Source organism: Pseudomonas sediminis, from assembly GCF_002741105.1.
Taxonomy (GTDB): Bacteria; Pseudomonadota; Gammaproteobacteria; order Pseudomonadales; family Pseudomonadaceae; genus Aquipseudomonas; species Aquipseudomonas sediminis.
Genome location: NZ_NIQU01000005.1, coordinates 103,987 through 121,645 on the forward strand (window position 1 = coordinate 103,987; position 17,659 = coordinate 121,645).

Here is a 17,659-nt window from a genome sequence, read left to right on the forward strand (position 1 = left end):
CCCCGGCTGTTTTCCGTGGCGATAAAGAAACGCCGCAACCCGATATCGGTGTTGCGGCGTTTTCGTTTCGGGGACGCGCCTTACATCAACGGAATGGTATAGCTGACGATCAGACGGTTCTCGTCCAGGTCGCCGATGCTCGCGTTGGAGCGCACCATCGCGTTACGCCAGCGTACGCCGAGGTTCTTCAGTGGGCCCTGCTGAATGATGTAGCTGATATCGACGTCGCGTTCCCATTCCTTGCCGCTCGCCCCACCCACACCGTCGAAGCCGTCACCGGTGACGTAGCGGACGAAGGCGGTCAGACCCGGAATGCCGTAGCTGGCGAAGTTGACGTCATAACGAGCTTGCCAGGATTTCTCGTCCTTACGGGTGAAGTCGAGAATCTGGATGTAGTTGACGATGTACGGATCGGTTTCGGTCAGGAAGGGGAAGGCGTTGTCGCCGCCGACCTTCTGGTACCCCACGCGGAAGGTGTGCGCACCAATGCCGGCCCAGAGATTGACCGAGGTCAGGTCGTTGTCCAGCTTGCCGCCGAGTTTGCGACCGTTATCCTGGGAGTCGAAGTAGGCCAGGTTGGCGCCCAGCTTCCAATCGCCGATTGGCTGTACATGGATCAGGTTGTACAGCTTCTGGTCGTAGATATCCTCCAGCTCGCCATACCACACGCCAACGGTGGTGTTGCCGCCGTTGAACTTGTAGTCGCCGCCGGCGAAATTGTAGCGGTCGCTCTCACCGGCCACGTTGGTGGCGGTGATGTCGACCCGGTCGGTGGAGGCGCGCTGGTTGACCTCACGCAGTTGGCCTCCGTTGAGGGTCAGACCGTCGATTTCCTGCGAGGTGATCATGCCGCCGGTGAACACCTGTGGCAGCAGGCGCGAGTCACCGGAGGAGACGATGGGCAGCTTGGGCATCAGTCCGCCGACCTTGCCGACGGTCTTGGAGATGCGTGCCTTGACCGCGCCGCTGAACTCGGAATATTCGTCCGGTCCCTCGTTGCCGAAGCCGTTGGGCAGCAGGCCGGTTCCGGCGCGCTCGTCAGATGAGTCGAGCTTTAGGCCCAGGCCCGCATAGGCGTCCAGGCCAAAACCGACGGTGCCCTCGGTAAAGCCGGACTCGGCCTTGAGGATAAAGCCCTGTGCCCATTCCTCGCGCTTGGACTGCTGCGCGGCAGTGGTGTCGCGCAGGTCCCGATTCATATAGAAGTTACGCAGCTCCAGAGAGGCTTTGCTGTCACCGATGAAGTCAGCCTGTGCCAGGCTTGGCAGGGTCAGGCTGGCGCCCAGCGTGGCGAGGGCCACGGCACGGGCGAGGGGAGTTTTACTCATTATTGTTGTCTCCTCGTTGTTATAAGCAGGTTGGCCACGAAGTGACCAGCCAGTTACGGCGCGACGAAATAAAGCATTTCGCCTGCGAGTCGACTGTAAGACTTTAGTCTGTCGAGCCTTGAGTGGAGCCGGAGCGTAAACAGCCGTGGGCTCTAGGTCGTGCTTATCAGGGATTTTCGGCGGCTGGCCATCGATCGGGAAAATTTCGCTGGAGCACAATCGAGCTGAGAAAAATCGACAACCGTTGGTCGATAAAGGTTAAAGCTTGCCTTTCAACGGCCGTTAAGTTCGGCAGATAACTTGTTCGGGTGCCCAGTCATGAATCCTTTGAACTCACTGAATTCCGCCGCTTCCCGCGCTGCGCAAGCCAGCCAGTCCATGGCGGCGCGCAGCAATAGCGCCGATGCCCAAGCCACCTTGGCCAATCGCCTCGCCGAGAAGCTCGGTGTGCCGGCCGGCTCGTTGTCCGGAACGCGTGATGACTACACCCCGGAGAAAGTGGCTGGGCGGATTCTGGGTTTTATCGAGCAACGCCTGCAAAGCGAGGCCGCTGCAGGCGCTGATCCGGCCAAGCTGGACAAGCTGTTGTCCCAGGCGCGTGATGGCGTCGAGAAGGGCTTTGCCGAGGCACGCAAGATCCTCGATGGCATGGGCGCGCTCAAGGGGCAGGTGGCTAGCGATATCGACGATACCTACAAGCGTATTCAGGATGGTTTTGGCGATCTCGACAAGCGCTTCGGCAGCGCCGCCCCTGGCGCCTCGGGCCAGGTGGCGATGGCGGGTTACAGTGAGCGCTTCAGCGCGCTGGCGGAGACCTTCGATTTGTCTGTCACTACTCGCGATGGTGACCGCTTGCGCATTTCCGTGGCGCAGGCTTCCGCCAGCTGGTCGCAGAGCAGTTTTGCTGCCTCCAGCGATGGTAAGTCCACCAGTGTGGTGGGCAGCAGCCAGTCTGGCAGCATGCGTATCGGCGGCTGGCAGGTGGATGTCGAAGGTGAGTTGGACGACGACGAGATCAAGGCGTTGGAGAAGCTCTTCAGCCAGGTTCAGGATCTCTCCGACAAGTTCTACGCCGGTGACCTGGCAGGCGCCTTTGATCGCGCTATGGCGCTGGACATGGATGGTGAGCAATTGGCTTCGATGTCGCTGCGTCTGACCCAGACTAGTGTGCGTCAGGCCACCGATGCCTATGGCGCGGTGGCTGGGCAGGGCGCCAGTGCAGTCAATGCCGGGTTGCAGGAATATGCTCAGGGTCTGCTCGATGCGCTGCGCAGTGCCGGTGATCTGGCGCAGGATGCCGGCGGCATGCTCAAGGAACTGCTAAAGGGCGGCTTCTCGCTCGACGAGCGCTTCGACCTGCCGCGCCTGGAAAAGGCCGACAGCCTCAACCGCAGCCTGCTCGACGGCCTGCAGTCGCTGCTCGCCGGTCAGGCGGGCAAGGTCGGCGACGCGAGCTGATCCAGCCCGGTGCTAAACTGCGTGCCTTGCTGACAGTGAGGTGCGCTCATGACGCCTGAATGCCAACTTTTCGGAACCCTAGGCTGCCATCTTTGCGAGGTGGCCGAGGCGTTGCTCATGCCATTCGTCGAGAATGGCCTGTTGGTCGAGTTGATCGACATTGCCGAGCATGAGGGGATGGTCGAGCAATACGGATTGCGTATTCCGGTATTGCGCCGTTGCGATAATGGCAGCGAGCTGAACTGGCCATTCGATGCCGAGCAGGTGGTGGCCTTTCTGAGTTGAGAGAGTCAGTTCGACAAAACGCAGCCAATAAAAAACCCGCCGATTAAGGCGGGTTTTTGATTTGGTCGGAGAGACAGGATTCGAACCTGCGACCTTCTCGTCCCGAACGAGACGCGCTACCAAGCTGCGCTACACTCCGAATGCCGCGTATTCTACCGAAAAACTTTTACCGCACAAGGGGTTAGCCCGAAAAAACTACGAGTCGGCAACCCGGTTGTCGACTCGTATCATCCATCTGTCCGGCCGATATGGGCGCTCAGGCTGTTGCCTCAGAGCTCCTTGACGGTTTGCACCTGATCTTTATTGATCGTGGCACGTTTGCCGTCGAGCTGCTCGAACTCGTAGAAGCCGGATTCTTCATCGAATTTGGGCTTGTCCACGGTCTGGATCTCACGGCCGTCGTTCAGCGTGATTACCGACGGCGAGGAGCAGCCGGCCAATACAGCAAGGCCGATCGTCATAAGCAGGGCGGGGATTATCCGTTGGTTCATGGTCTGTCTCCTTGAATACAAAAGGTGGGGCTATACCCTCGCTCAGACGTAAAACTGTCGTATGAGTTCCGCTGCGTGTGCGGTGTTTCACTGCGAAGGGGCGTGGCCTGCCAAGGTCTCCGGCGTGTTGAGGTTGGCTAAACGTGCATCCTCTATGGGGCAATCGACAGCGATGGGCGCTAATTTACCGAACCAGCGCTGCGGGCTGCGTTCTCCGGATTGCCATGCACGTTCCAGGTCGTCTTTCAGTCGTGTCGGCAGCAGGCAGAACAACGGTTGCCAATAGTTACCCTGGCGAATCACCACCGGTTGGGGGCCAGCGTGCGCCAGCAGCGACTCGATCAGCGCGCGGTCGACCAGCGGGGCGTCGCAGGGCAGGACCAGCATTTGCTCATGGCGTGCCGCAGCCATGCCGGCGCGGATACCAGCCAGTGGGCCCTGAAAGTCCTGATCCTCGTCGGCGACCAGTTGGTCGGCATAAGGCGTATAGCGCTCGGTGTTGCGGTTGCAGGAGATGATCAGGTCGTCGCTCATGGGTCTGGTCAGGTCATGCAACCAGGCGATCAGTGGGCGGCCGCGCCAGTCCAGCAAGCCCTTGTCGCGGCCACCCATGCGCTGGCCTCGGCCGCCGGAAAGCAGCAGCACCGAGCAGGTGGGAAGGGGGTTGGATACGGGCATGCGGGCAGTCTCCGAAGACAGGCTGTGTGATATAACAGCGTCCATTCTCTCCCAATTGGATGCCTGCCATGAACCACAAGGCCGATGCGGTTTTCGTGCCGCTGAACATTGCCGTGCTGACCGTCAGCGACACACGCACGTTGGAGACCGACACCTCGGGTCAACTGCTGGTCGACCGCCTGACCGCCGCCGGCCACCAGTTGGCCGCTCGCGTTCTGCTCAAGGATGATCTCTACAAGATCCGCGCCCAGGTGGCGACCTGGATCGCCGAGGATCAGGTGCAGGTGGTGGTGATCACCGGCGGTACCGGTTTCACTGGGCGTGACAGCACGCCGGAAGCGGTCGCCTGCCTGCTGGACAAGCAGGTCGATGGTTTCGGCGAGTTGTTCCGGCAGATCTCCGTGGCCGATATCGGCACTTCTACCATCCAGTCGCGCGCGCTGGCCGGTCTGGCCAACGGCACCCTGGTGTGCTGCCTGCCGGGCTCGACCAATGCCTGTCGCACTGCCTGGGACGGCATCCTCGGTGAGCAACTGGATGCGCGCCATCGTCCCTGCAACTTCGTGCCGCATCTGAAGCAGGTGGGCGCCTGCGAGACGCGCGGATGAGTGGTTGCGATCATCCCGGACTGTTGCCGATGGAGGCGGCGCTGGAGCGCCTGCTGGCGTTGGCTGAGGCGGCGCCCATCGAGCAGAACGAGCTGGTTGCGCTGGCCGAGGCCGATGGACGGGTGCTGGCCGAGCCGCTGATTGCGGCGCTGGATTTGCCGCCATGGGCCAACAGCGCCATGGACGGTTATGCGCTGCGCCTGGCTGATTGGAACGGCCAGGCATTGCCGGTCAGTCAGCGTATTCAGGCCGGAACTGCGCCTGTGTCGCTGGAGCCGGGTACCTGTGCGCGCATCTTCACCGGTGCGCCGCTGCCGGCAGGTGCCGATACCGTCGAAATGCAGGAGAACGTCGAGCTGGATCAGGCGGGGCGGGTGCACTTCCGTGAGCCGCTGAAAATTGGCCAGAACGTTCGAGCTCAAGGTCAGGAAACCCGCGTCGGCGAAGGTGTGTTGCCAGCCGGTACGCGCCTGGGGCCTATCGAGCTGGGGTTGGCGGCGTCTTTGGGGGCGGCGCAGCTTTCGGTGCGCCGGCGCCTGCGTGTTGCCGTGCTGTCCACTGGCGACGAACTGGTAGAGCCGGGTCAGGCGCTTGGCCCGGGGCAGATCTACAACAGCAATCGGCGTCTGCTGATTGCCTGGTTGCAGCGGCTGGGCTGCAGCGTGGTGGATGCGGGCATCTTGCCCGATGACCTGCAGCGTACCCGCGAAGCGCTGGGGGCCTTGGGCGAGGTCGATCTGATTCTCTCCACGGGTGGCGTTTCGGTGGGGGAGGCGGATTTCCTTGGCATAGCCCTGCGTGAGGCGGGCGAACTGGCGCTGTGGAAACTGGCGATCAAGCCGGGTAAGCCGCTGACCTTCGGTCATTACCAGGGGGTTCCGGTAATAGGTCTGCCGGGCAACCCGGCTTCGACACTGGTTACCTTCGGACTGCTGGCGCGTCCTTATATGTTGCGTCGTCTTGGCGTGCAGCGGGTCGAGCCGTTGGGCTTCGCGGTACCGGCAGGTTTTACCTGGCGCAAGCCGGGCATGCGCCGCGAGTACCTGCGGGCGCGTCTTGAGCAGGGGCGTGTGGTGCCTTACGCTAACCAGAGTTCTGGCGTTTTGCGCAGCGCCGCCTGGGCAGAAGGCTTGGCCGAGGTGATGGAAGGCAGCACGCTGAGCGAAGGGGATATGCTGCGCTTTATCCCGCTGAGCGAGATTCTCGGCTAGCGTTTCGCAAGCCCGACCAAGCAAGTGGTCGGGCGCTTTAGATGTCGCGGCGAAACTACTGGGTCACATTTATAACGATAGAATTTGCAAATGGGCTTGGTAGAGGGCATAGTCGCCAACTTGTAAATCCAACCGACACGGTCGTGCCCATGCTAAAACGCTTCGCACCCCTCGTGCCTCTCGCACTCACAGTCTTTCTCGCTGCCTGCGCCGGCCACTCGCCGCAACCGCAGATCAGCGAAGCCACGGTCGAGCCAGTTGCTCGTCCGCTCTCTCAGCAGGTTGAGCCTGCCGATGATGATGAAATCACCGCGCTGATCGACGACAAGCCTTATGAAATGCCGCAGCTGGCAGACAGCCTGCTCGATCTCGGCCGTTCGCTGATTGGCACTCGCTATCGCTATGGCGGCACTTCGGTGCAATCCGGTTTCGATTGCAGCGGTTTTGTTGGCTACCTGTTCCGCGAGGAAGTCGGCCTGGAATTGCCACGTTCCACTCGTGAGCTGATCAACCTCGATGCGCCGAAGGTGGCGCGTGCCGATCTGGAGCCAGGTGACCTGATCCTGTTCAACGATCGCGGTCGTGGTCGCGTCAGCCACGCAGGCATCTATCTGGGTGATGACCAGTTCATCCACTCCAGCAGCAGCCGCAGCGGTGGTGTGCGCATCGATAGCCTGGACGACAGCTACTGGAACCGCAGCTATCTGCAAGCCAAGCGCGTGCTCGCGCTGGCTCCGGTTGAAGATCAGGTCGCTGCCAAGCGTCATAACTGATGCATACGGCGTAACTGCAGAATCTGTTCAAAGGCTGTCTTGTCAGCCTTGAGCAGGTGCTGAGGGTTGCGCCGTTTGTCTGCAAGCGGCAGAGTAGAGCGCATTCAGGCTCAGGATCGCCTCGCTTATGCCCGTCACGACCCGTGTTGCCCTCATCGCTCTCGCTCTGCTGCTGAGTGCTTGCAGTAGTCGCGCTCCCTCTCCCCAGCCTATCTATAGTCCTCCAGTCTCTGCTTCGTCCTATCAGGGTGGTGCCGAAGATGTGCTGTTCCGCGCCCTCGGTCTGGTTGGTACACCCTATCGTTATGGCGGTAATACCCCGGAAGGTGGTTTCGACTGCAGCGGCCTGATTGGTTACGTTTATCGCGATGCTGCCGGTATCAGTCTGCCGCGTTCGACGCGTGAGCTGAGTGCCATGCGCACCCCGGATGTCCGTCGTGACGCCCTGAAAAGTGGTGACCTGGTGTTCTTTGCCACCAATGGCGGGCGTACCGTCAGCCATGCCGGCATCTATGTCGGCGACGGCCGCTTCGTGCATGCTCCCTCTACCGGCGGTACGGTGCGCCTGGACAGCCTCACCAGCGGTTATTGGCAGGGCGTCTATCTCGATGCCAAGCGCGTCATCACGCCAGAGCTCGCGCGTAATCCCTGAATTACTGTCCATGGTCGATCCCATTCGCCTGCCGCCTCAGCCCGAGGTGTGCGAACTGTGCGCGCGGCCCGTTGCGTTGACGCGTCATCATCTGATTCCCAAGGCCCTGCACGACAAGACCTACGTGCAGAAGCGTTTCGCTCGTCATGAGCGCATCACGGCTACGCTCTGGGTCTGCCGCGCCTGCCACAACCAGATTCACCGGTTGTTCAGCGAAAAGGAGCTGGCGCTGACTTACAACAGCCGTGACGCGCTGCTGGGTGATGAGCGCCTGCGCACCTTCGTCGAATGGCTGGCCAGCAAGCCGCCGGGCTTCACGCCCAGGCATTGAGCGCTCCCGGCGTTGACGCGCAGGGCTGCCAGCCTCTACCCTGCGCGCCTTGCTTCAGGTGCCCCGAGCTGCCGTGAATGGTGGGCGAGAGGTGAAACAGGGAAGCCGGTTCGAATGCCGGCGCTGCCCCCGCAACGGTAGGTGAGTCAAACACCGCATAAGCAGACCGAGTGAATACGTCAGTTTTCACGCAGTCTGCAAGGCCACTGTGTATTTGCACGGGAAGGCGCGGTGCCGAGCCTTTGGGTTCGCTCACGAGCCCGGAGACCGGCCTGTCGCATTTTCACGGCATCGCGGAGGGCGTTGTCCGGCCGACGCTCCGGTTTTTCCGGGGTGTTGTGCTTCCTGTCTTCCGCTCGCCTGACCAGCCATTGGCGCCTGGGTGAGGACGTGCGGATCATCGCGATCTGCTCCCCATCGTTGCTCGTACTGTTTACCGACAGCCGACGCGGGTGCCTGATGTACAGGAGCACAGCATGAGCGAGTCCACCGAACGCGATGCCCGCCACAAGGCGCGCATGCAGCGCAAGAAAGCCCTGATCGACGAAAAGATCGCCCAGGCCCAGGACGAATACGGTCTGTTGCTGGTACACAGCGGCAATGGCAAGGGCAAGAGCAGCAGTGCCTTCGGTATGGTCGCGCGTGCGCTCGGTCATGGCCTCAAGGTCGGTGTGGTGCAGTTCATCAAGGGCGCTGCCAGCACCGGTGAAGAAACCTTCTTCCGCCGCTTTCCCGAGGAAGTCAGCTACCACGTGATGGGTGAGGGCTTTACCTGGGAAACCCAGGACCGCCAGCGCGATATCGCCAAGGCGCAGGAAGCCTGGGCGGTGGCTCGGCTCCTGCTGAGCGACGAGTCCGTCAGCCTGGTGGTGCTGGACGAGCTGAACATTGCCCTCAAGCATGGCTACCTCGAACTGGACGCAGTGCTGGCCGATATCGAGGCTCGGCCGATGCTGCAGCACGTGGTAGTGACCGGGCGTGGTGCCTTGCCGGGGATGATCGAGGCGGCCGACACGGTCACAGAAATGAGCCTGGTCAAGCATGCGTTCAAGTCCGGGGTGAAGGCGCAGAAGGGCATCGAATTCTGATGAATGCACGTCACTGCCCGGCGCTGTTGATCGCCGCCCCCGCGTCTGGTCAGGGCAAGACCACCGTTACTGCTGCCCTGGCGCGCCTGCATACGCGTCAGGGGCGTCGGGTGCGTGTGTTCAAATGTGGGCCGGATTTTCTCGACCCGATGATCCACGCTCGTGCCAGTGGTGCGCCGGTTTACCAGCTCGACCTGGCCATGGTCGGCGAGGCGGAGAGCCGGCGGTTGCTGTGGCAGGCGGCTGGCGAGGCTGATCTGATCCTGATCGAAGGGGTCATGGGCCTGTTCGACGGCAAGCCCTCGGCGGCCGACCTGGCCCGCCATTTCGGCGTGCCGGTACTGGGAGTGATCGACGGTGCAGCCATGGCGCAGACCTTTGGCGCTCTGGCCCATGGCCTGGCCACCTTCCAGCCTGATCTGCCCTTCGCCGGCGTACTCGGTAATCGCGTCGCCAGCACGCGTCATGGCGATATCCTGCGTGATGCACTGCCGCCCAGCATCCGCTGGTTCGGCGCCTTGCCGCGCAGTGCCTCCGTGGAGTTGCCCAGTCGGCACCTGGGCCTGGTGCAAGCGGCTGAGTTGGCTGATCTGGATGGGCGCCTGGATGCTGCGGCCGATGCGCTGGCGGCTACCGCCGACGTCGACCTACCGCCGGCGGTGAGTTTTGCCGCGCCAGTGATTGAGCCGCTACCTGAGCTGCTGGCTGGAGTTCGTATCGGCGTGGCGCGTGATGCCGCGTTCGCCTTCCTTTACCAGGCCAACCTCGATCTGCTGCAGGCACTGGGCGCAGAGCTGCGTTACTTTTCGCCGCTGGCCGATAGCGAGCTGCCCGAGGTGGACAGCCTTTATCTGCCTGGTGGTTACCCCGAGTTGTACCTGTCCGAGCTGGAGAGCAATCAGGCCATGGCCGACGCGATTCGCGCCCATCACCAGGCCGGCAAACCGCTGCTCGCCGAATGTGGCGGCATGCTCTATCTGCTCGATGAGTTGCGCGACAAGCAGGGCAGCAGCGGGCGCATGCTCGGCCTTCTCAGTGGCAGCGCCGCGTTGCAGCCGCGCCTGACGGCTCTGGCCCTGCAGGACGTGACGCTACCGGAAGGTGAGCTGCGCGGTCATAGCTACCATCACTCGCGGCTGGAAAGTCCGCTCGAGCCAGTGGCACAGGGCCGCTGCCCGAATGGCAAACCAGTGGCCGAAGCGGTGTATCGCCTAGGCCGACTCACCGCCAGCTATATCCACTTCTACCTGCCTTCCAACCCGGAGGCAGCCGCCGCGCTGTTGCGTCCGTGACCGACCATGCCTTCAGCGCGCAGGAGCGTGCCGCGGTATACCGCGCCATCGCCGAGCGCCGCGACATGCGCCATTTTGCCAGCGGCGAGGTGCCGCCCGAGGTGCTGGCGCGCCTGCTCGAAGCGGCGCACCACGCCCCCAGCGTCGGCCTGATGCAGCCGTGGCGCTTCCTGCGTATCAGTGATCCGCAATTGCGTGAGGCGGCTCATGCGCTGGTGGAGGCCGAGCGTGTGCGTACTGCCGAAGCTTTGGGCGAGCGCAGCGACCAGTTCATGAGGCTGAAGGTCGAGGGCATTCGTGACTGCGCCGAGCTGCTGGCCGTGGCGCTGATGGAGGGACGCGAAGCGCATGTCTTCGGGCGGCGCACCTTGCCGGAAATGGATATGGCCTCGGTGGCCTGCGCCATTCAGAATCTGTGGCTGGCTGCACGAGCCGAAGGTCTGGGCGTGGGCTGGGTGTCGCTGTTCGACCCCGATGCGCTGGCCGAGCTGCTGTGCATGCCGGCTGGCAGCAAACCGGTGGCGTTGCTGTGCCTGGGGCCAGTGGACGCCTTCTATGAGAAACCGATGCTGGTGGAAGAGGGCTGGGCCACGCCACGGCCGCTGAGCGAGCTGCTATTCGAGAATCAATGGGGAGTGCGGGGTGACTGAACGATGAGTCTGGCGCTGATCACCTGTGCCGGCGTGGCGCTGGACGCCGTACTGGGCGAGCCCCGACACGCGCACCCGCTGGTGGCCTTCGGTCGCCTGGCCGAGCGCCTGGAGCAGCGCTTCAACCCGGCCGGCGGCGGCTGGCGCAGTCATGGCGTCACCGCCTGGTGCCTGGCGGTGCTGCCGCTTACCCTGCTCACCTGGCTGCTGGTACAGGTCAGTGGTCTGGGCTGGGCCGTGGAAATCTTCGCCCTGTATTTCGCCCTCGGCCTGCGCAGCCTTTACGAGCATGCGCAACCGGTGGCCCGCGCGCTGCGCCTGGGGGACCTGGCTCTGGCGCGCGAGCGCGTCGGCTGGATGGTCAGCCGCAACACTACCGAACTGGATGCCACGGGCGTGGCGCGTGCCGGCACCGAGTCTGTGCTGGAGAACGGCTCCGATGCGGTCTTCGCCGCCTTGTTCTGGTTCATCGTGGCGGGTGCACCGGGTGTGGTGCTGTACCGCCTGAGCAATACCCTTGATGCCATGTGGGGCTACCGCAACGAGCGCTTCGAGCGTTTTGGCTGGGCCGCGGCGAAGATCGATGACGTGCTCAATTACCTGCCGGCGCGCCTGGTGGCGCTGACCTACGCACTGCTTGGACGTACCGCCCTGGCGCTTAGGTGCTGGCGCAAGCAGGCGCCGCTGTGGGACAGTTCCAATGCTGGCCCGGTGATGGCGTCTGGCGCAGGCAGCCTGGGCGTGAGCCTGGGCGGGGCTGCGGAGTATCACGGCGAGCGGCATGAACGCCCGCAGTTGGGCGAAGGCCCGGCGCCGCGTGCGCGGGATATCGAGCGGGCGATGAATCGAGTCGTCGCGGGCGTTGGCTTATGGTTGCTGTGCCTGATCGTATGGGAGGTCTGGGTTGCTTGAGCATGGAGGTCGACTGCGCGCCGCTGCGCAGCGCTATGGCATCCCACTGGAGGATTGGCTGGACCTGTCCACCGGGGTTGCGCCCTACGGCTGGGATCTGCCTGCTGTACCGGGGTCTGCCTGGGCACGCCTGCCTGAGGCGGATGACGGCCTGGAGCAGGCCGCGCGCAATTATTACGGCGCCGTCAGCCTGCTGCCGGTAGCCGGTTCGCAGGCGGCGATCCAGGCCTTGCCGCGTCTACGTCGTAACGCCAGCGTGGGCATCATCGCGCCCACCTACGCCGAGCATGCTGCTGCCTGGCGTCGTGAAGGCCATCGCATCACCAAGCTCAGCGAGGGTTCGGTGCATCGCGCCTTGCCGCAGTTGGATGTGCTTCTGGTGGTGAACCCGAACAATCCGACAGGCCGGCTGATCGAGCCGGCGCGCCTGCTTGACTGGCATGACGAACTGGCCGAGCGCGGCGGCTGGCTGGTGGTCGACGAAGCCTTCATCGACTGCACGCCGGAGCACAGCCTGGCTGCCTACAGCGACATGCCGGGGCTAATCGTGCTGCGCTCGTTCGGCAAGTTCTTCGGCCTGGCTGGTCTGCGTCTGGGCTTCGTCCTGGCTGCTCAGGCTCTGCTGGAGGAGCTGGAAACGCTGCTGGGGCCCTGGGCCGTCAGTGGCCCAGCGCGCAGTGTGGCGCTCAGCCTGCTGGTCGATGGCGAGGGGCAGCGCCTTCAGCGTGAGCGCCTGCTGGCCGATGGCGAGCGTCTGGCGGCGCTGCTGCGTGATTGCGGCATGCCGGTGACCGGTGGCTCGGCGCTGTTCCAGTTCTGTTGCACCCGTCGGGCGGTGCCTTGCATGGAGCTGCTTGCGCGGCGCGGCATTCTGGTGCGCCTGTTCGCTGAGCTGGACAGTCTGCGTTTCGGCCTGCCGGCGGATGAGGCTGGCTGGCTGCGGCTGGAACAGGGGCTGCTGGAGTGCGCGCCGATCCTGGCCAGTCTCGAGGAAACGCCCTGATGGCCACCTTGATGGTGCAGGGCACCACCTCCGATGCCGGCAAGAGCACGCTGGTGACGGCCCTGTGCCGATGGGCGCGGCGCCAGGGCGTGTCCGTGGCACCATTCAAGCCACAGAACATGGCGCTCAACTCTGCGGTGACCGCCGATGGCGGCGAGATCGGCCGCGCGCAGGCAGTGCAGGCGCAGGCGGCCGGGCTGCAGCCACATACCGACATGAACCCAGTGCTGCTCAAGCCCAACAGCGACATGGGCGCCCAGGTGATCATCCACGGTCGGGCCATCGGCAATATGCAGGCGCTGACCTATCACGGCTACAAGCCGGTGGCGATGGCGGCGGTGCTGGAGTCCCATGCCCGGTTGCTGCAGCGTCATCAGCTGGTGTTGGTCGAGGGCGCCGGCTCACCGGCCGAGATCAACCTGCGTGCTGGTGACATTGCCAACATGGGCTTTGCCGAGGCCGTCGATTGCCCGGTAATCCTGATCGCCGATATCGACAAGGGCGGCGTGTTCGCCCACCTGGTCGGCACCCTGGAGCTGCTCAGCCCGAGCGAGCAGGCGCGCATCCGCGGCTTCGTGATCAATCGCTTTCGCGGTGATATCGCGTTGCTCAAACCGGGGCTGGACTGGCTCGAACAGCGTACCGGCAAGTCCGTGCTCGGAGTGCTGCCGTACCTGATGGATTTCCACCTGGAAGCCGAGGACGCCGTCGATACCCGCCAGCAGGTCAAGGACGAACAGGCCTTGCACGTGGTGGTGCCAGTATTACCGCGCATCAGCAACCACACCGATTTCGACCCGCTGCGCCTGCATCCGCAGGTGCAACTGACTTTCGTCGGGCCCGGTCAGGCCATCCCGCCGGCGGACCTGATCATCCTGCCTGGCTCCAAGAGTGTGCGCGCCGATCTCGCGCGGCTGCGCGAGCAGGGCTGGGACGCTGCCATCACCCGCCACCTGCGTTATGGCGGCAAGCTGCTGGGTATCTGCGGTGGTCTGCAGATGCTCGGTCGGCAGATTCACGATCCGCACGGCCTGGAAGGTGTTGCCGGCAGTAGCGAAGGTCTCGGTCTGCTGGATTTCGAGACGCTGCTGGAGCCGGAGAAACAGTTGCGCAACGTGCGCGGTCGGTTGTGCCTAGAGCAGGCTGATGTCAGCGGTTACGAGATTCATGCCGGCGTCAGTAGCGGGCCTGGGCTCAATGGCGCCGTGCGGCTCGATGACGGTCGCAGCGACGGTGGCCTCAGCGCCGATGGCCAGGTGTTCGGCACCTACCTGCATGGCCTGTTCGAGCAACCGTCGGCGTTCGCCGCACTGTTGCGCTGGGCCGGGCTGCATGAGGTGCAGGCAGTGGATTACCAGGCGCTGCGCGAGCGCGATATCGAGCGCCTGGCGGATCAGGTGGAGCTGCACCTGGATACCGAAAAACTCAAGGCGCTTTGCGGCCTGGGGTAGGGGGCCTGGCACCCGCAGGTTTTGAAATGGTGCGCACAGCGCACCCTACGGAGAGAAGATGCTTGAATTGATCCTCGGCGGTGCTCGTTCCGGCAAGAGCCGGCTGGCCGAGAAGCTGGCCGACGAGTCCGGATTGGAGGTCGTCTACATCGCCACCAGCCAGCCGCTCGATGGCGAGATGAATTCACGCGTCGCCCAGCATCGTGCACGTCGGCCAGCACACTGGGCGTTGGTCGAGGAGCCACTGGAACTCGCCCGCGTGCTGCGCGAACAGGCTGCGCCCGGCCGTTGCCTGCTGGTGGACTGCCTGACCCTGTGGCTGACCAATCTGCTGATGCTGGAGGATTCGGCGCGGCTTGAGGCTGAGCGTGAGCTGTTGCTCGGCTGCGTGGATATGTTGCCAGGGCGCATTCTGCTGGTCAGCAACGAAACCGGGCTGGGCGTGGTGCCGCTGGGCGAGCTCACCCGTCGTTATGTCGATGAAGCCGGCTGGCTGCACCAGGCGCTGGCCGAGCGCAGCCAGCGCGTGCTGTTCACAGTTGCCGGTTTGCCCATGGTGTTGAAGGGGGAGGCGTTATGAGCCTGCAATGGTGGCAAGGGCCGTGTCAGCCGCTCGATCATGTTGCGCGGGTCAAGGCCGAGACGCGTCAGCAGCAATTGACCAAGCCCGCGGGTTCGCTGGGGCGGCTGGAGAGTCTCGCCATCCATCTGGCCGCATTACAGGGGCGCGAGCGGCCGAGCCTGGACAAGCTGTCGATCGCCATCTTTGCCGGTGACCATGGCGTGGTGGCCGAGGGCATTTCCGCCTATCCGCAGGCAGTGACCGGGCAGATGCTGGCCAACTTCGTCACTGGCGGTGCGGCCATCAGCGTGCTCGCGCGTCAGTTGGACGCAGCGCTGGAGGTGATCGATCTGGGGACTGCCGAACCATTGCCGCCGCTGCCTGGCGTGCGTCATCTGCAGGTCGGCGCCGGCACGCAGAATTTCGCCCGCGATCCGGCGATGACCTTGGCCCAGGCGATGATTTGCCTGGAAGCTGGCCGCGACAGCGTCCAACGCGCGCGCGCCAGTGGTTGCGACCTGTTCGTCGGCGGCGAGATGGGCATCGGCAACACCACGGCCGCGGCGGCGTTGGCCTGCTGGCTGCTGGATTGCCCTGCAAGTGAGCTGGCTGGCCCGGGAACCGGGCTGGACGGTGCTGGCGTGGCGCACAAGGCGCGGGTGATCGATGCTGCGCTGGCGCTGCACCGGACGCAGATCGCCGATCCGCTGCAGGCGCTGATCCACTTGGGTGGCTTCGAGATCGCCGCCCTCGTTGGTGCTTACCTGGCCGCTGCGCAGCAGGGTGTCGCGGTATTGGTCGATGGCTTTATCTGCAGCGTCGCCGCATTGCTCGCCGTGCGCCTGAACCTTGGTTGCCGCGACTGGCTGCTGTTCGCCCACCACGGCGCCGAGCCAGGCCATTTGCGCGTGCTGCAGGCGCTGCAGGCCGAACCACTGCTGGAACTCGGCTTGCGCCTGGGCGAGGGCAGCGGCGCCGCATTGGCCGTGCCGTTGCTGCGCCTGGCCTGCGCCCTGCACGGTCAGATGGCGACCTTCGCTGAAGCTGCCGTTGCCGAGAGACCGAGCTGATGCTGCAGCTGGAATTGCTGCGCCATGGCGAGACCGAACTGGGTGGCGGTTTGCGCGGCAGCCTGGACGATGCGCTCACCGAGCAGGGCTGGGCGCAGTTGCGTGCCGCCGTGCAGGGCGCTGGCCCCTGGGATCGCCTGATCAGCTCGCCGCTGCAGCGTTGTGCCCGCTTTGCCGAGGAGCTGGCCGCCGCCCATGGTTTGCCGCTGCACCTTGAGCCCGGCCTGCAGGAGCTGCATTTCGGTGACTGGGAAGGGCGTAGCGCTGCCGAGCTGATGGGCAGCGATGCCGATGCATTGGGCAGGTTCTGGGCCGATCCCTATGCGTTCACGCCGCCCAATGGCGAGCCGTTGCTGCAGTTCGAGGAGCGTATTCTGGCTGCCATGCGGCGCTTGCAGCAGAACCATGCGGACGAGCGCCTGCTGTTGATCACTCATGGCGGTGTCATGCGTCTGCTGCTGGCGCGAGCCCGCTGTCTGCCACGCCAGGAGCTGCTGCAGGTCAACGTCGGCTACGCCCAGCGTTTTCGCCTGAGCCTGGATGCCGACGGGCAGCTGACGGAATTGCCATGATTGCGCTGCTGATCGCCCTGCAGTTCCTCACTCGCTTGCCTGTCACGCTGCCTGGCATGCCCGCGCCGGAGCTGGTGGGGCGTTCGCTGCTCTGGTATCCGGCCGTGGGCCTGTTGCTCGGCCTGCTGTTATGGGGCGCGCACCTGCTGTTGGGGCAGACGTCGGCCTTATTACAGGCAGCGATCATTCTGGCGCTGTGGGTGGGGCTGAGCGGTGGCCTGCATCTGGACGGCCTGGCCGATACGGCTGATGCCTGGGTCGGCGGTTTTGGTGACCGTGAGCGCACCCTGGCGATCATGAAAGACCCACGCAGCGGGCCTATCGCAGTAGTGGTGCTGGTGCTGCTGTTGCTACTCAAGTTCGCTGCCTTGTTTACGCTGCTTCAGGCCGGGCAGGGGATCTGCCTGCTGCTGTTGCCCTGGCTGGGACGCAGCCTGTTACCACTGCTGTTGGCGACCACGCCCTATGTGCGCTCCGGTGGGCTGGGTCAGACGCTGGTCGATCACTTGCCGCGCCGACAATTGCCCTGGGTGCTGGGCCTGCACCTGCTGGGCATGCTGCTGTTCGGCTGGCAGGGCCTGCTGGTGCTGGCGACGGGCTTGCTGCTGTTCGCCTGGCTGCGCCACGCCTTGCTGCAACGTCTCGGCGGCACCACGGGTGATACGGCCGGTGCACTGGTCGAGCTGGCTGAGTGCGGCGCACTTTTAGCGCTAGCGCTGAGCCTCTGACACAACTGTTATGCCGACCCAGTGCATAACTGTATGAGTGTGAATCGTTGATGCGGGTATATACCTGTATTCATGTTGCCGACCTCCTGTCTCTGTACCCAACTGCGCCGCGCCAGTCGCGGTGTTACCCGTCTCTACGATGACGCCCTGGCTGCTGTCGGGCTTGGCGGTGCGCAGTTTTCCCTGCTGCGCCACGTACAGCGGCTCGGGCAGCCGAGCATTTCCGTGCTGGCCGAGGCCATGGGGCTGGATCGCAGCACGTTGGGGCGCAACGTGCGGGTGCTGGAAGAGCAGGGGCTAGTGCAACTGGGAGAAGGGCGCGACTTGCGCGCTCGCGAGGTACGGCTCACAGAAGCTGGCCTGCAGCGCATCGATCTGGCGCTGCCGCTGTGGGAACAGGCGCAGCGCGAGGTGACCGCGCAACTGGGCGAAGGTCGCCGTGCCGAATTGATGAGGTTGCTCGAACAACTGGCCTGATGGCCAACTCATTTTTACTGCCTGAGCGGTCGTGAATGG

Annotated in this window: 21 protein-coding genes, 1 tRNA gene and 1 riboswitch; of the genes, 18 read left to right on the forward strand and 4 right to left on the reverse strand. The window is 64.0% G+C overall.

What is annotated here, in order from left to right; translation table 11 throughout:
* Nucleotides 1-80: 80 nt before the first annotated feature.
* Nucleotides 81-1,328, reverse strand: coding sequence for an OprD family porin (locus CDO35_RS13700; RefSeq protein WP_099525266.1), 1,248 nt, complete (start codon nt 1,326-1,328; stop codon nt 81-83).
* 318 nt (nt 1,329-1,646) lie between these two features.
* Between CDO35_RS13700 and CDO35_RS13705 the strand changes: the two genes are divergently transcribed.
* Together CDO35_RS13705 and CDO35_RS13710 are read left to right on the forward strand one after the other, a co-directional pair.
* Nucleotides 1,647-2,786 carry a DUF5610 domain-containing protein gene (locus CDO35_RS13705; RefSeq protein ID WP_099525267.1) on the forward strand — a complete coding sequence of 380 codons (1,140 nt, stop codon included), beginning with the start codon at nt 1,647-1,649 and terminating at the stop codon, nt 2,784-2,786.
* Nucleotides 2,787-2,834: 48 nt separating this feature from the next.
* Nucleotides 2,835-3,071: a glutaredoxin family protein gene (locus tag CDO35_RS13710; protein ID WP_099525268.1), complete on the forward strand. Its 237-nt coding sequence runs from the start codon at nt 2,835-2,837 to the stop codon at nt 3,069-3,071.
* Between the two features lie 62 nt (nt 3,072-3,133).
* Here the strand turns inward: CDO35_RS13710 and CDO35_RS13715 are convergent.
* The 3 genes from CDO35_RS13715 to mobA form a co-directional block, all read right to left on the reverse strand.
* Nucleotides 3,134-3,210: transfer RNA gene (locus tag CDO35_RS13715), tRNA-Pro, on the reverse strand.
* 130 nt (nt 3,211-3,340) lie between these two features.
* Nucleotides 3,341-3,562 carry a YgdI/YgdR family lipoprotein gene (locus tag CDO35_RS13720; protein WP_099525269.1) on the reverse strand — a complete coding sequence of 74 codons (222 nt, stop codon included), beginning with the start codon at nt 3,560-3,562 and terminating at the stop codon, nt 3,341-3,343.
* Nucleotides 3,563-3,649: 87 nt separating this feature from the next.
* Complete coding sequence (mobA, locus tag CDO35_RS13725) at nt 3,650-4,240, reverse strand: molybdenum cofactor guanylyltransferase MobA (protein ID WP_099525270.1); 591 nt, start codon at nt 4,238-4,240, stop codon at nt 3,650-3,652.
* A 68-nt stretch (nt 4,241-4,308) separates the two neighbouring features.
* Between mobA and moaB the strand changes: the two genes are divergently transcribed.
* The 16 genes from moaB (at nt 4,309) to CDO35_RS13805 (ending at nt 17,620) form a co-directional block, all read left to right on the forward strand.
* Entirely contained in the window at nt 4,309-4,848 is a 540-nt protein-coding gene (gene moaB, locus CDO35_RS13730; protein WP_045732987.1) for a molybdenum cofactor biosynthesis protein B, read from the forward strand.
* Nucleotides 4,845-6,059, forward strand: a complete 1,215-nt coding sequence (locus tag CDO35_RS13735) for a molybdopterin molybdotransferase MoeA (protein WP_099525271.1) — start codon at nt 4,845-4,847, stop codon at nt 6,057-6,059. The genes moaB and CDO35_RS13735 overlap by 4 nt, the downstream gene beginning before the upstream one ends.
* Nucleotides 6,060-6,208: 149 nt before the next feature.
* Nucleotides 6,209-6,832, forward strand: a complete 624-nt coding sequence (locus CDO35_RS13740) for a C40 family peptidase (protein ID WP_099525272.1) — start codon at nt 6,209-6,211, stop codon at nt 6,830-6,832.
* Between the two features lie 127 nt (nt 6,833-6,959).
* The gene (locus CDO35_RS13745; RefSeq protein WP_099525273.1) at nt 6,960-7,484 is read left to right on the forward strand and encodes a C40 family peptidase; all 525 of its coding nucleotides are present in this window, start codon (nt 6,960-6,962) and stop codon (nt 7,482-7,484) included.
* A 10-nt stretch (nt 7,485-7,494) separates the two neighbouring features.
* Nucleotides 7,495-7,815 (forward strand): hypothetical protein, encoded by a 321-nt coding sequence (locus CDO35_RS13750; RefSeq protein WP_099525274.1) that lies wholly within the window; start codon nt 7,495-7,497, stop codon nt 7,813-7,815.
* Nucleotides 7,816-7,854: 39 nt separating this feature from the next.
* Nucleotides 7,855-8,105, forward strand: a riboswitch (cobalamin riboswitch).
* Nucleotides 8,106-8,291: 186 nt separating this feature from the next.
* Nucleotides 8,292-8,903 carry a cob(I)yrinic acid a,c-diamide adenosyltransferase gene (cobO, locus tag CDO35_RS13755; protein WP_099525275.1) on the forward strand — a complete coding sequence of 204 codons (612 nt, stop codon included), beginning with the start codon at nt 8,292-8,294 and terminating at the stop codon, nt 8,901-8,903.
* On the forward strand, nt 8,903-10,195 hold the full coding sequence (locus CDO35_RS13760) for a cobyrinic acid a,c-diamide synthase CobB (RefSeq protein ID WP_099525276.1): 1,293 nt from the start codon (nt 8,903-8,905) through the stop codon (nt 10,193-10,195). The genes cobO and CDO35_RS13760 overlap by 1 nt, the downstream gene beginning before the upstream one ends.
* On the forward strand, nt 10,192-10,845 hold the full coding sequence (bluB, locus tag CDO35_RS13765; RefSeq protein WP_099525277.1) for a 5,6-dimethylbenzimidazole synthase: 654 nt from the start codon (nt 10,192-10,194) through the stop codon (nt 10,843-10,845). Before CDO35_RS13760 ends, bluB begins: the two co-directional genes overlap by 4 nt.
* 3 nt (nt 10,846-10,848) lie before the next feature.
* The gene (gene cbiB, locus CDO35_RS13770; protein WP_099525278.1) at nt 10,849-11,757 is read left to right on the forward strand and encodes an adenosylcobinamide-phosphate synthase CbiB; all 909 of its coding nucleotides are present in this window, start codon (nt 10,849-10,851) and stop codon (nt 11,755-11,757) included.
* Nucleotides 11,750-12,760 carry a threonine-phosphate decarboxylase CobD gene (gene cobD / locus CDO35_RS13775; protein WP_099525279.1) on the forward strand — a complete coding sequence of 337 codons (1,011 nt, stop codon included), beginning with the start codon at nt 11,750-11,752 and terminating at the stop codon, nt 12,758-12,760. The genes cbiB and cobD overlap by 8 nt, the downstream gene beginning before the upstream one ends.
* Nucleotides 12,760-14,211: a cobyric acid synthase gene (locus CDO35_RS13780; RefSeq protein WP_099525280.1), complete on the forward strand. Its 1,452-nt coding sequence runs from the start codon at nt 12,760-12,762 to the stop codon at nt 14,209-14,211. Before cobD ends, CDO35_RS13780 begins: the two co-directional genes overlap by 1 nt.
* A 58-nt stretch (nt 14,212-14,269) precedes the next feature.
* Nucleotides 14,270-14,791, forward strand: coding sequence for a bifunctional adenosylcobinamide kinase/adenosylcobinamide-phosphate guanylyltransferase (cobU, locus tag CDO35_RS13785; RefSeq protein ID WP_099525281.1), 522 nt, complete (start codon nt 14,270-14,272; stop codon nt 14,789-14,791).
* Complete coding sequence (cobT, locus tag CDO35_RS13790) at nt 14,788-15,843, forward strand: nicotinate-nucleotide--dimethylbenzimidazole phosphoribosyltransferase (protein ID WP_099525282.1); 1,056 nt, start codon at nt 14,788-14,790, stop codon at nt 15,841-15,843. Before cobU ends, cobT begins: the two co-directional genes overlap by 4 nt.
* A complete protein-coding gene (cobC, locus tag CDO35_RS13795; protein ID WP_099525283.1) occupies nt 15,843-16,415 on the forward strand; it encodes an alpha-ribazole phosphatase family protein in 573 nt (190 codons plus the stop codon). Before cobT ends, cobC begins: the two co-directional genes overlap by 1 nt.
* The gene (locus CDO35_RS13800; RefSeq protein WP_099525284.1) at nt 16,412-17,143 is read left to right on the forward strand and encodes an adenosylcobinamide-GDP ribazoletransferase; all 732 of its coding nucleotides are present in this window, start codon (nt 16,412-16,414) and stop codon (nt 17,141-17,143) included. Before cobC ends, CDO35_RS13800 begins: the two co-directional genes overlap by 4 nt.
* Before the next feature lie 72 nt (nt 17,144-17,215).
* Nucleotides 17,216-17,620, forward strand: a complete 405-nt coding sequence (locus CDO35_RS13805) for a MarR family winged helix-turn-helix transcriptional regulator (protein WP_099525285.1) — start codon at nt 17,216-17,218, stop codon at nt 17,618-17,620.
* Nucleotides 17,621-17,659: the final 39 nt, after the last annotated feature.